This window comes from Mesorhizobium sp. M1A.F.Ca.IN.020.06.1.1 (assembly GCF_004023265.1).
Taxonomy (GTDB): Bacteria; Pseudomonadota; Alphaproteobacteria; order Rhizobiales; family Rhizobiaceae; genus Mesorhizobium.
In genome coordinates, this window is the sequence record NZ_RZSR01000055.1 from 1 (window position 1) to 12,374 (window position 12,374).

Sequence of the window (12,374 nt, forward strand, 5' to 3'; positions counted from 1 at the left end):
CCTATGGCAGCCGATCCGGCACGGTCCTCGGCGTTTTCGGTTTCGGCTTGCTCGGCCGCCAGCAGCTCGTCATAGCTCTTGTCGGAGAAAAGCCAGTTCATCCCGGCAGCGAACTTGTCGGCCTGTTCGAAAGTTGCGCCGTTGGCCATCAGCCTGACGACGTCGTTCGTGGCGGCGAACGGCTTTTGCCACCATGGGCCGGCGTCGAACCGCGCGCGTGCCGGATGAGCAGCCATGTTGATCAGATCGGACTGGAGGTTCTTTGCCTGGGCTTCCAGTTCCGCCGGCGTGATCTTCGGATCATCCGCCGCGTTTTGGCGGAGGCGAGCCAGAGCGGATTGGAAAACCTGTCCGGCCAATGCGACGCGCGCCTCGGGGTCGCGCACCGCCTTCAGAATGTCGCTCAGTTCGATGTTGCGCTGCTGCAGCGGCACGCTGTCATCGACATATGTGGCGCCAAGGCTGTCCGAGAATTCCTGCGGAACGGCCAATACTGTGCTGAAACCCAGATGCTGCTGGGCAGCCCTGGCCCAGTTGACGGCCGCCTGAAATTCCTCAGGCGTCTTGACCTTGCTCCAGTCCGGAGCGTCGCCGCGAAACAATTGACTGACGTAAGCGACAGGATCGGCTTCGCGGGCGGCCATGATCAGCTGGGCGGCGCCGGCCTTTATCTCGTAGCGTTTGCGCTGTTCCGGCGAACCGCTTGGTCCAGGTTCGGAATCGCGAAGCTCTGCATGGATCGCCTGGTTCGGCGCCGCATGCATGTCGGAGTAGGCTTTGGCGACACCGGCTTTGATCCGGAATTGTTCGAAACGTTCTGGCCCCAGGTCGGCGCCGTAGACCTTGACGAAGTCCTGCTCGGTCGGCTCTTCCTCGGGGTATCTGCCGGTGATGGCGATGACCGCCGGGGCGTTCTGCTCGGCAAGCATGACCCTCGCATTCGCTCTGACCATCTGAGCCGCGGTGGCGTTGTTCGCCTGAGCCTTCAGCGCGCCGATGTCGCCCGGCTTCAGGTAGGTGACGGCGTCGAGAGGAATGGTTGCTGGGTCATTCCGCGACGGCCGTTCGCCGAACGCCTGTGCGACCATTTCATCCGGCGTTTTTTGGCTGTTTGCTTCCGTTGTTTCGTTCCGAGCACCGCCAGCAAGCTGCGAACGCACCGTCTCGCCCATGCCGTCACTCGCGACCTTCCCCGCGCTGAGCATCTCGGCGGCGCGGCGCGGGTCTTGCGCGATGAGCGCCTGCATCCGCTGCTTCGCCGTGCTGGCGCGCCAGGCGGCTTCGGCCTGCAGCCTGATCTGCGGATCGAGATCCATCTTAGCGATGAGATCGAGGCCGCGCTGGCGCGAGGCATCGAAAGCGGCGGTATCGTTCGGGTCGCTCCGCGCGATGTTGTTGAGCTCGGCGGAGTGAACCTCCGCCGCCTGATCCTGCTCATATTGCTTGCGGCGCTGATTTTGCTGCAGCGCCATTCGGTGGGAGCCCGCCTCGCGCAGCGCTTCCTTGCGGCTGGCAATGCTGGCGCGCAGCTCGGGCGGCACCTGTTTCAGGAAATTGCCGAACAGCGTGTCGAACAGGCCGGTCTTCACCACCTGGCCGGTGTACGGATCGACCTGGCCATACATGGCTTCGTGCAGGCCGGCGCCGTCGGCGGGCGCATTGGCCACCGCATCGGCCTCGGCCTTGGCGAGTTCGCCGTTCAGCCGGCGCGCGGCGATCTCGGTGTCGAAGGCCTGCTGTTGCGCCTTGCGCTGCTCGTAGCGCTCGGCGGCGGCCTGCCATCGGTCGCCGAATTGCTGCATCGCTTCGCCCACAGGCGAAGAGCCCGGATATTGCACCGCGTTGCCGGTATCGAGCCGGCGCTCGCCTACAAAAAGAGGGATGATGTGGACCATTGGCTGTTTCCTGCCCGGCGGTTTTGAAGGGAGTGCGCGCGGCGACGGGCCGCCAGGGACGGCGGCCGGTTCGGCGGTGCGGGTGGTGAGTTTCGGGTGGAGCTCGGATGGCGGAGGGATCGCGACGTGGTTCGTGCGACTGGGCTGGCGTTGACGCGACCGCGGCGTGGCAGATCACGGCACGGCCGGTGGGGCACGCCCCCCTCGGTCCTGCCGGACATCTCCCCCGCAAGGAGGGAGATTGGCTGCATGCATGCTTTCGCCAATCACCAACGCTGCAGAATTGGCGGTGGGAGCGAAGCTGCTGATCTCCCCCCTCGTGGGGGAGATTGGCAGTTTCAGCGCCTCATCTCTCCTCGGCCCGCGCCGCCTTTTCGAGTGCGGCGAGCTCGCCATCTTCCAGCGTCAGAAAACCCATGATGTGCTGCACCACTTCGGCGCGCGCGTTGCTCAGCGCGCTGTGCAGTTCGAAGCCCTCGGGCGTCTTGGTGCGCGCCAGCCAGTCGCCGTAGGACGGGCGGCGATAATAGCCGGTGGTGGCGGTGAGGTCGGCGAGCACCATCTCGCCGTCCTCGCCGGAAAAGGCGCGGCGATAGGCTTTGGTCAGCGCCTCGCGCGCGGCCAAGGGGCCGCCGGCGTCGGATGGGCGGGCAAAGCGTTTGCGGCTCATGCGCCACCATTGGCGGCGCCGGCAGGCATCGCGCCTTGAGCAGCGGCAGGAGCACCAGCCGCGCCACCGGCAGCCGCGCCGCCTTGGCCGCCCTGCATCATCGCCTGCAGGCTGTCGAGCAGGCCGCTGTCGCGCGCTTGCACTGCCGCCGGAACGGCGTCCTTCGCCACCTTGCCGGCGGTGGCGATCGCGGCCATGCCGGCCTGCGCTTGTTGCGCTTGCGCCCTGGCTCCACGCAGGCCCTCGACCTCGTCCTTGCGTCGAAAGATGCGCTGCGGGCTGCGGCCGGCGCTCTGCACGACGCGGAGCGCCTCGTCGCCGTCGATATTGTCCATAATGCCGGGATCGAACTGCGCCATCTGCATGGCGGTCGTCACCACCTGAATGGTGTCGCGGGCTTCGGCTGAGCGGCGCAGCACGTCGAGCGGGCCGGTGAAGGTCGGCCGCACCGTCTTGCCGGCAAGACTCTCCGGCGGCGCGAAGCGGCTGTCCTCGTCATAGAGGCCCTTGTCTTCCAGGATCGAAAGCTCGCGGTCGAGATTTGCGGCAAAGCCGGCCTGGATGATCGAACCCGACGGCCCGAGCAGCGCGCCCTTCTCTTCCTGGCGGATCAGCGCCTCGGTGGCGGTCATCTGCGGGTTCTGCACCAGCGTCTGGAACAGGTTGACGAACATCATGTCGCGGATTTCCTCCGCGCGGCTCGCCGCATAGTCGAAGGCATAGCTTGGGTTCTGGCCGGTCGCGATCGGCTGGATCAGCGGTCGTCCATTGTCGTCGATCAGGCCCGGATAATTTTCGCCGGGATTGAGCACCGGCACATAGTCGAGCCTGGCCTTGGACGCCGTCGGCGGATCGGTGATCTGCTGCAGAGCGCGAAGCCCGGAGCGGCGCACCGCGTTTTCCTCGCGCACCGTGGTCAGCGCCTCGATGGCCGGCGAGATGCCGTAGGCGTCGCCCTCGTAGCGGCGCCAGTTGAAGGTCGAGACCGGGAAGGTGCGGAAGCCCGACTCGCGCACGATCTCCTCCTCGTCCTCGATCACGTGGTAGGAGGCAAACGCCGCGTCGAGATATTGGTAGGAGCCGCCGGAGCGATACATGCGCCGCTCGTCGCGCGGCTGAACGCACTGGATCAGCGAGACCTTCTCCTCGCATTTGGCGGGGTCGTCGACCAGAGCCTTGATGCGCGCGGGCAGTTTCTCGTAGCCGAGCAGCTGCGCCGCCTGGCGCGCCGTGCGCTCGTAGCGGCGATGAAAGGTGTCGACCTGGCCCCAGCGGTTTCGGCTGAGATAACCCTCGACCACGGGAATGGAGGCATAGCGGATCAGCGTGCCGCCGAAGCCTTCCTCGGCATAGAGATAGGCCGGGCCGTAGCGCACGACATTCCTGAGGCAGGCCTGCGTCGCCGGCACGAAGTTGGAGTTGGCCGAATAGCGCAGCGCGAACAGGAAATCGCGCAAGGCTTCCGCCCACTCCTTCTCCTCGTCCGTCTCCTCATCGTCCATCTCGGCGGTGGTCAGCCCGTGCCACTTCTCCGACTGCGGGATGATTAGGCTTTCCAGCCCGGCGGCGAGCCGGTTGGCGGCGGAGTTGATGGTGTTGGCGTAGACGCGAGAGCCGCGCCGCTCCTGCCGTTCGGCCTGGCTTTCGCCGCGGCTGGTGCGGCGGCCGGTCCATATGTCGGGCGCATCGGGATCGCAGAACTCCGCCACTGCTTCCCAGACGGGCTCATAGGCGGCGCGTTCGGTCTCGAGTTCGGCCTGTCGCGACAGGATATCGCGGGCGCGGGAATCGGTCATGGGGATCTCGCTTGTTTGGCGGAGCGGCCGGAGCTGCCAATCTCCCCCCTCGTGGGAGAGATGTCCGGCAGGACAGAGGGGGGCGCCGTAGAGCGCCACCTCTCGATGAAGTCAGCCAGAACACCTGGCCGGGAAACTGGTAAGCGAAACGATGGAGAAGCCGGCGGGACAGCGCCCCCCTCTGCCCTGCCGGGCATCTCCCCCACACGGGGGGAGATTACCCTCTTCATGTCATCTTTTGCGCACTTCTGGGTGCTACACACCCATCCGCGGCGGGCACGAGGGAGGTCGAGAATGAGCCTTGCCGGCGCGCTGAAAACCCGAAGCAAACAAGCAGTGAAGCGGCTGATCGGTTACGACAGCCGCAACTGGCTGCGCATCCGCCAGATCGAGGCCTTCACGACCTTCCTCGAGGCGGCCAACCGCAAGTCGCGCGACGTGATCGAGATCTCGCCGGGCTGGAACCGCTACTGGCGGGCGATGTGCCCGGACTACCGGTCACTCGATTTCCCCGACTTCGACATCTGCAAGGATCGCACGGACGAGCAATACTCCATCGTCATTGCCGACCAGGTGCTGGAGCATGTGCAGCGCCCGCTGGCGGCGGCCGCCAACATCCACGCCATGGTGAGGCCCGGCGGCTGGGCGATGGTGGCCACGCCCTTCCTGTTTCGCGTGCATGCGCGCCCGCACGACTACAGTCGCTGGACGCCCGCGGGGCTCAAGCAGCTGATGGTCGAAGGCGGCTTCGCCGAAGACGACGTGCAGGCCTTCGGCTGGGGCAACAAGGCCTGCGCCAGGGCCCATATTGGCGGCCCGGTTCGGGCGTACGGGCTGTGGCGGGACCTGAGCAACGACGAGGAGTATCCGGTGATGGTCTGGGCGTTCGCGAAGAAGGGGTGATCGGGTGACGCCCTACGAAATCCACTCTGTGGCATTTTCCAAGCACTTGCTCGGGGACAAGCCCGCTCGCAAATGCAGGAAAATGCTTTCTCCCCCCACAAGCGGGAAGATAGCGCGCCGCATCAGCGCTCCCGTAGATCTTAAGCGTTGGCAACTAGCGTCGAGGACAGCGCGGCGCCTTTTCTCCCCCTTGTGGGGGAGAAAGCGATTTCAACATCTTAGCGAAGCTAAGTGTTGGAAATCGCAAGAGAAGGGAAAGGCGCCGATGTTGATCAGTGGGATCGCCGCTTCACCAACCGCGCATGCCGTCGCCAATACCACCAATCGAGCACGCGGCGGCGGAAACTGCGTTTCATCGCTGTCATGGCGTCAGACTCCGAGCAGCACGCGGCGCCGGCCGGCAACGTCGCTTGGCGCCAGATCCGTCTTGACCGTGGTGAGCGTGCCCTGGCGCTGCTCGAGCTCAGCCCTGAGCGCCGCTTCCCGCGCCTGCACGTCCTTGTCCTGCATAGTCGGCGCCGGCGGCAATGGCTTCAGTTCCGGCGGTTTTTGAAAGAGACACATGGTTCCAGCTTTCTCTTGTCCAATCATAGAGGAAGAAGTCTTCGCCGTTCCTGCCGTAACCCGGCAGGCGGCAGCGTTGGGTAGCGCCGAGCCGGTCCAGCCAGCGTAGCGCAAGCTCGTTCTCGGCAAGCGCCCTCGCCTCGACCCGCCAGGCGCCTTTGGCCGCGACCCGGGTCCCAAGCACCGCATGGAAGAAGCGCGTGATTTCCGGCACGCAGCGCTTCATGCGGCGCGTGCCCCAGCTCCAGGCGATCCAAAGGCCGCTCCGCTGCTCGGCCGCGCCGAAGCCGGCCTCTGGATTGCCGTCGAGCTCGGCGACATAGGCAAAGCCCTGCAGCGCCGTCAGCGCCAGCAGCGCCGGCGACCAATGGTCGAGCTGGCAGTCGATCTCGGCCCGGTCCTCGGGACGCAGGTTGGCGGCGATGTAGGAGAGATCCCGCAGCGTTGCGGGGACGATGCGGGTGGGCATGGATGGGCTTTCGTGGTCGAGAGCGAAGCCGTCGCCAGGGGACTCCGTTACCGGAATCTCAGCCCGCGAAGTTGTTGTCCACGAACATTTCGGCAAATTGTTGGGGCGTAAGCGTTACCTTGTTGTTGTGGGCGATTTTGAGATTCTTCTTCCACATATCCCGGATCGCCTCTGGCATCGTGTCGGGCATGTGAAGAGCCTTGGCGATCGCGTCATCCCACCGTCCATCGCCGCCATAGATGGCCTGCAACTTCGGCGCCATGGCGTCCAGGGACTCTTCGGATTCCTGAGACAGTTCTCCAATCGCCTTGAGCACATAAAACTCCAGAAGCCTGAGCAGCGGCTTTCCTTCATAACGCTTGTCGTCCGACATTTACCCCTCACGCATCATAGGTGGCATAATAAATCAGCCTGTCGCAGATCGCCGAGAGGCTGGGCTTTTCCTTCTGCGACGCGATCCACCCCTCTATAACCTCGATCGCGATGAATATTTCGATGAAGTATGTCAGACCCGCCTTGGCCGCCGCCTTTGGTGGTACCATAGTATCATCGGGCGCGGTCGCAACCATTGCATCAGAGTCTTCTGTCCAAGGCTCCGACACATAGATCGTGTCCTCTTCATCAAAATCCGACAACCTCCCAACGACATCCAGCAGCTTCGTTATTTTCCCCATGACAGCCTCCCCAGATTGAACCAACAAACCACACACGCTATGGGTGCATAGCCTAATGTTTGGCGATGAAGATGTCGATTGCTCAGCAGCGCCGACATCGTTCCGCGAATGTCGCCGGGGGATAACGCCGTGAAAGCAGTCGTGTTCGCACTTGGCTTCTTGATGTTGTGGGCGCCATTTGCTGCGGCCGAGGAAGCCACTAAATGGACAGTTTCCGTCAGCGGCGGAAGCAAGATCGAGATTCCCGCCTTGTTTGCTGACGGGGAGTCTCGATTGCTTGGTGGATTCGCTGAAAACTTAGGCCCAGCGTTCGAGCCGAGAAGTATCCGGGCGTTCAGCTTCGCCAGTACCGAGCCGATACTAATAAAAAGAGCCCCTTCGATTATATCAAGAAGCAGCTCGTAGGTGATACTGGCCGAGTTACATATAATCTTGATAAACCATCCGTTGTCGTCATTTCCGGCACATCGGCGGATGGCGCAGAAATTTTCTACGGCATGTGCCAGAAACACCGTCTCGTCACCTGTTTCGATATGCATTGGACCAAGGACAAACAGGCGATGTTTGGGCCAATTGCCGAGCGCGTCGGTCGGTCGTTCCGCAAGAATCGGTGATCCGCAGATTTTCCACTTCGATGCTCAAACCCTGGGAATCCAACCTCAGAGAATATTCGCCTTTCATGCTTCACACTTAGCCGCTTTAGCGGCGGAGGGTGCCTGAGGCATCACGGCAATTCCTTCAGATAAGGCCTAAGCTTCCTAGCGTAATTTGAATCAGTGGCATACGCCCGGAACTTACCGCCAATTCCCATGCTATTCGTCGTCGTAAGGTTCGACTATCGCAACGAAATGCCCAACGATTCAAGCAGATCAAGAACGCGTTCCGAGATGACGAGGCGGAAGGGCACCGCGATCCCGAAGTCGTCTTGACCCGCCTTTCCATTCACTTTCAACCAAACGAAATGTGGCAGTTCCAGGCCGGGTTGATCCTCTTGAAACTCTTCCGAGGTCGTCACCTCAGCGTCCGCGAACGTCGCGCCTGAAAAGCCCATCTTCTGCAGCGCGCGCTGGGTTTCTTCAGTGACGAGGAAACAAGGAAACGTCGCAACAATCACATCCCCGAACCATGCCTCTACCTTGTAGTGGAGCTTGGTTACCATCGGTGGATGAACGCTCGAGTCGAGAACCGTGCCTTTGCCAATACCACCAGCCACGTGCGGCCGTATCTTAAAATATTGCATCACTCACCTATCGGAGGATTGAACAGATGCCCGTATTTCTTGTCGATGTAACGTAATCCAGAATTTGCTGACGTGTTGGCTGAGGATACGCCTCGTAAACGAAGATTCTGAAGAGAGTGCTCCTCGTTTGCAGCGACGATGCTTGGAAATCTCTCCCATATCTGTCGCTCCGCAGCATGGTGTACGACAACTTCTCCCTGCAGATTCGGGTTCGCATCAAGAAATGTTTTGCGGTAATTTTTGGAGGCAGCCCTCCCGAACGATGCCCCTTGATACTTTACCTTAGAAGGATCTCTTGCGATCGACTTTATGATCTCAAGAACCTCGCCCTTCTTGAGTTTGGCGCCGGTGCCTACACGGTAGGCAGCATCCTCCGCGGCTTTGACCAGAGATTTCGTCTCAACCGCTTGGCGAGCCACCGCGGCATCAGCGGCGAGCCCCGACTTGGCGCGCGAACCACTCGTCGCAAACTTCTCGAGCGGCTTGGTAAACTTGGCCGCCCCGTCGCGGAAAATCGCCAAGCCTTTTGCAACAGCTTCGCCGGCTGCCTCTGACGCAAAGCGCCCTTCGGCAACAGCCCCCGAGCCGGAGGTGACCGGCAGTTGCTCAAGGAAGTCCCAAGGCGAATCGCGCAGATCCTGCAGAATCAGCCCAATGCCGTGCGGGGCACGGCCAAGGGCCTCAAAGCTCTCGCTGAGGTAATTGCCGAAACCCTCTGCGGCCTGTCGAACTGCAGACTTGGGTTCGCCGGAAGCCTCCGAAGAAGGTGATTGCTCCCCTGTCGCCGCAGTAGTGATCGGATCGATGTCGGTTGGCTGATAAATCCCAGCTTGGTCTAGCTGTTGAGATAAAGCTTCCCGGGTAGCAGGGTCGGTGCACGACTGGGCTTTGGAAAAAGGGCGCGCAGGCGATCGCAGCCGATCGGAAGCGCGGCGGCGCGTGCGCGACTTGCTGGATTGAGGATTTTGGAGAGGCTAGAAGTCGCTCGTGCTGGGGTGGCCGGAACGGCTCTTCGTCATCCTAGGGCGAAGCGAGGAGCGAAGCGACGCGCGCAGACCCTAGGATCCATGCCGTGACGCTAAGGTGTTGACACGGTTGCAGAATTCTGCACCGCTGCACTCCACGGCAAGGGTCACGGCATGGATACTCGGGTCAAGCCCGAGTATGACGAAGAGAGAGGTTCTGCCCTACCTGGAAGCCCCCAGCGGATCGCCCTGTCCTGTACGGAGCTGAGCCAGCTACTCGGCAGCAGTCGCAGATTGTATGGCGAGGGCCGCTTCGATGACCTGCCTGAACTGTTCCAGCTCCATTGGATAATACTGGTAGTTGCCGCTGGCTATGCCAGCCAGCACCACATATTTGCGGCCTTTTCTATCGCGCTTCAGGCGCAGGGAAATCGTGCAGTGGCCGTCCATAATTGGCGTATCGATCCGCTGAATGACCTCGCCACTAACAGCCATCTTGATAGAACGGAACATCGTCGAAAAGATCATGCGGCCTGCCCCCTGAATGCCGCGGACAATACCGTACGGGTTTCGCCATGTCCCCTGCCTCTGTTACCACTTAGCGAAACGCGCCCAGCGGATCGCTCTGCGCCGCCGGCCGCCGCGCCGCCTTGAACTCCGCCGGGTCGACCACCGCTTCCCTCAGCATCATCACGCCATAGCGCGTCGCGGCCATCAGGTCGTCGCGCAGTTTCACGACCTGGCCGTCCTTGCGGTGGTAGAGGCGGAACTCCTCGAACCAGGCGTGAAGCGTGGAAAACACCTTGAAGCGGCCGGACTGCATGCGGTCGAGCATGTCCATCAGGCCGGCCTCGACCGAGACGGAGCCGTCGGCGAAGCGGGCGTGACCCGAGAGCATGGTCAGCCCATGCGCGGCATATTGTTTTGCGAGCGCAACGCCGGCGCCTTCCAGCGTTTCGCGGCGGCCGTCGCGCGGCCAGGCGAAGGGCAGCCACTCGCCCCAGGACTTCAGCGCCAGCGCCTGCATCGCCGGCGTCTGCTGCGCGGCGCGGTGGGCCTTGGCGACATAGACGATGTCGGCCTCGGTGTCCCAGGCAAGCTCGACCGCGGCCGAAGGATGGTCCCAGCCGAAATCGAGCGCGCCGATGCGCGGCCACCAGCGCGGCAGCCGGAACGGCTCGCAGGCGATCATCTCCTCCGGCACCGGGAAGATGCGACCGGAGCCCAGCACCGGAATGCCGTTCGCGCGCGCCTCGCGCTCATGCTCCGGATAGGCGGCGATAATTTCCGCGCGCTGCTCGGGCGAATAGTGCCCGGCATCTTCGATGGTCATGAAGGTCACGTGTCGGGACATATTAGTCTCGTCGTAATTATCTGCCCCAACCAACTATTGTCGTTGATAATACTGTTCATCAATGCGAAGTTCCTGATGAAACGGGGGAGATACATGATCCGCATTGCAATCGTCGTGGCCATTGCCGCGAGCGCCTCAGCCTGCCAGTCGAACGTGCCCTATGACACGAGCAAGCAGACCTGCGGGATTCACGAGTTCAGGGGGTTCCAACGCAAAGTTTGTATCCCGGACACACCGAACAAAGTATGCAATGTCTGGTACAATCCAATTACTCGTGACGAAAGGATATGGTGCCAACCGCTAACCCGGAAAGCGACCGACCCTAAGGCTCGCGCTAGGCAGCTTGCGGGCAGCAAATATCCCTGATCAGATTTCATCCGTATTTTTTGGCTCCAATTCCTCGCCCCACGAACGTGGGGGAGGTGGCGCGGCGGAAGCTGCGACGGAGCGGGGGCAGCGCCGGCTGTCGATGCAAGAGCGGAAAGCTACTCGTAAGCTTGTCGCCCTACGAAGACCCCCTCTCCGGCCGCTTCGCGGCCACCCCGCCTTGCGGGGGCGAGGAACCCAAGCCCTGAACCGCCTCCGCCGACAAAAACCGCAGCACCACATCCGACATCCCGAGCAGCGGTGTGAAAGTCACGATGGTTATCCCGCCCGTCGCATTGGTGCGGGTCAGACCCTCGGAATAAATGTCCAGCGGCGGCTCCTCGTCGAACCAGACACCGTGCAGCGTCTCGCCCTGCCATTTCTCGCGGCCTTTTTCGTAGGACTTGAAGGAGAGCACGCTTTCGCCCGCCTGCACATCACCGCCACCGCCCCAGCGCACGACGACGCTGTCCAGCGCTCCAGGGGCGCCGCGGCCCATCGTCGTTTCGGCAATGGCGTCGGCCGGGATCATGCCGGTGCCCCATTCCGCCTGTCGCTGCGGCGGGCCGACCAGCACACGCTGCGGATTGTCGCGCGTGCCCTCGCCGGTGACGCCGGCGGCCCAGAGCCGGACGGGCGTGTCGAACACCTTGCCCCTCCACCAGTCCGGATAGCGGCCGGTGAGGTGCATGGCCCATTCGGCGCCCCCTGCCCTGGTCTTGCCGAGCTGGTTACCGGCCATGAACAGGCGCTCGCGGTTTTTTGCCCCCGCCGCGTGGAACTCGGACTGCCTTTGGTATGGCCTGTAGGCAGCAAGAAGGTTACGTTGACGGCGTCGGTCCATCTCCTCGAGCAGCGCCAAATAGGTCGCTATCATCGAGGAACGGCCGCAGCCTCGCTTCGAGGCAGCGGATGCGGCTGCGGATCTCCTCATCGCTCAACTGGCCCAGACTGTTTTGGTTCGCATCGAGACCCTGCGAGAACTCTTTGGGCAGCATCGTCAGCACGACCTTCAGATACTGGTCGGGCTTTTCCGCCCTGACCGCGGCGATGACGCCGGCGCCATGGGCGCGGAAATCAGCGCGCAGCGCCGCGGCGAAATCGTCGCCCAGCGTCTTTTTCGAGCGCCTGGCTATCGGCGCGGCGGCCGGCTCAGCCTTCGCTCCAGCGGTTCGGGCGCCGGCGCGCCGCGCCTTGCCTGCGCAGTCAGCCATTGACGGCTGCATCGGCTTCCGGCGTTCCGGCGGAACGAACCGCACGCCACTTGGCGGGCTTGCGCGCCGGCTTCTTGCGCGGCTTGGCGCGGGCGGCCTTCGGCGCGGAGGGCTGATCGACCTGTCCGGAAAACGGCTCCGTTCGTTTCAGCTTCGCCGCGGCGGCTCTCATGGCCGACGGATCGAGACCCTGGCGCGGAAAGCCGAAGCCGGCGATCGCGTCGACCGGACCGCCGCGCACCATGCCGATGCGCACACCCGGCG

14 protein-coding genes and 2 pseudogenes are annotated in these 12,374 nt (G+C 62.9%); 1 reads left to right on the forward strand and 15 read right to left on the reverse strand.

Features of this window, described 5'->3' with window-relative positions; genetic code table 11:
- The 3 genes from EOA60_RS38155 to EOA60_RS04605 form a co-directional block, all read right to left on the reverse strand.
- Positions 1-1,895, reverse strand: a 1,895-nt coding sequence (locus EOA60_RS38155; protein WP_206628095.1) for a hypothetical protein, incomplete at its 3' end; no start/stop codon positions are given.
- A 346-nt stretch (positions 1,896-2,241) separates the two neighbouring features.
- Positions 2,242-2,565: a hypothetical protein gene (locus EOA60_RS04600; RefSeq protein ID WP_095824478.1), complete on the reverse strand. Its 324-nt coding sequence runs from the start codon at positions 2,563-2,565 to the stop codon at positions 2,242-2,244.
- On the reverse strand, positions 2,562-4,361 hold the full coding sequence (locus tag EOA60_RS04605) for a portal protein (RefSeq protein ID WP_127335255.1): 1,800 nt from the start codon (positions 4,359-4,361) through the stop codon (positions 2,562-2,564). Before EOA60_RS04605 ends, EOA60_RS04600 begins: the two co-directional genes overlap by 4 nt.
- Positions 4,362-4,655: 294 nt before the next feature.
- Between EOA60_RS04605 and EOA60_RS04610 the strand changes: the two genes are divergently transcribed.
- The gene (locus EOA60_RS04610) at positions 4,656-5,264 is read left to right on the forward strand and encodes a methyltransferase domain-containing protein (protein WP_066999347.1); all 609 of its coding nucleotides are present in this window, start codon (positions 4,656-4,658) and stop codon (positions 5,262-5,264) included.
- Between the two features lie 369 nt (positions 5,265-5,633).
- Here EOA60_RS04610 and EOA60_RS39600 read toward each other — a convergent pair whose 3' ends face one another.
- The 12 genes and pseudogenes from EOA60_RS39600 to EOA60_RS37370 form a co-directional block, all read right to left on the reverse strand.
- Positions 5,634-5,759 (reverse strand): hypothetical protein, encoded by a 126-nt coding sequence (locus EOA60_RS39600; RefSeq protein ID WP_280950693.1) that lies wholly within the window; start codon positions 5,757-5,759, stop codon positions 5,634-5,636.
- Positions 5,728-6,297, reverse strand: a complete 570-nt coding sequence (locus EOA60_RS04615) for a hypothetical protein (RefSeq protein WP_095778286.1) — start codon at positions 6,295-6,297, stop codon at positions 5,728-5,730. The genes EOA60_RS39600 and EOA60_RS04615 overlap by 32 nt, the downstream gene beginning before the upstream one ends.
- Before the next feature lie 58 nt (positions 6,298-6,355).
- Complete coding sequence (locus tag EOA60_RS04620) at positions 6,356-6,670, reverse strand: hypothetical protein (protein ID WP_066999353.1); 315 nt, start codon at positions 6,668-6,670, stop codon at positions 6,356-6,358.
- Between the two features lie 7 nt (positions 6,671-6,677).
- Complete coding sequence (locus EOA60_RS04625) at positions 6,678-6,971, reverse strand: hypothetical protein (protein ID WP_095824480.1); 294 nt, start codon at positions 6,969-6,971, stop codon at positions 6,678-6,680.
- The gene (locus tag EOA60_RS38745; RefSeq protein ID WP_245322350.1) at positions 6,959-7,510 is read right to left on the reverse strand and encodes a hypothetical protein; all 552 of its coding nucleotides are present in this window, start codon (positions 7,508-7,510) and stop codon (positions 6,959-6,961) included. Before EOA60_RS38745 ends, EOA60_RS04625 begins: the two co-directional genes overlap by 13 nt.
- 296 nt (positions 7,511-7,806) lie before the next feature.
- Complete coding sequence (locus tag EOA60_RS04635) at positions 7,807-8,211, reverse strand: hypothetical protein (RefSeq protein WP_127335292.1); 405 nt, start codon at positions 8,209-8,211, stop codon at positions 7,807-7,809.
- The gene (locus tag EOA60_RS04640; RefSeq protein ID WP_095824483.1) at positions 8,211-8,732 is read right to left on the reverse strand and encodes a hypothetical protein; all 522 of its coding nucleotides are present in this window, start codon (positions 8,730-8,732) and stop codon (positions 8,211-8,213) included. The genes EOA60_RS04635 and EOA60_RS04640 overlap by 1 nt, the downstream gene beginning before the upstream one ends.
- A 717-nt stretch (positions 8,733-9,449) precedes the next feature.
- Positions 9,450-9,704 (reverse strand): hypothetical protein, encoded by a 255-nt coding sequence (locus EOA60_RS04645; RefSeq protein WP_095824484.1) that lies wholly within the window; start codon positions 9,702-9,704, stop codon positions 9,450-9,452.
- A 70-nt stretch (positions 9,705-9,774) separates the two neighbouring features.
- Complete coding sequence (locus EOA60_RS04650; RefSeq protein WP_095829036.1) at positions 9,775-10,530, reverse strand: terminase family protein; 756 nt, start codon at positions 10,528-10,530, stop codon at positions 9,775-9,777.
- 589 nt (positions 10,531-11,119) lie between these two features.
- Positions 11,120-11,830: pseudogene (locus EOA60_RS04655) on the reverse strand (terminase family protein); the annotation flags it as partial.
- Positions 11,718-12,110 carry a hypothetical protein gene (locus tag EOA60_RS04660; protein WP_095824487.1) on the reverse strand — a complete coding sequence of 131 codons (393 nt, stop codon included), beginning with the start codon at positions 12,108-12,110 and terminating at the stop codon, positions 11,718-11,720. The pseudogene EOA60_RS04655 and the gene EOA60_RS04660, both read right to left, overlap by 113 nt.
- A pseudogene (locus EOA60_RS37370) lies at positions 12,103-12,374 on the reverse strand (hypothetical protein); the annotation flags it as partial. The pseudogene EOA60_RS37370 and the gene EOA60_RS04660, both read right to left, overlap by 8 nt.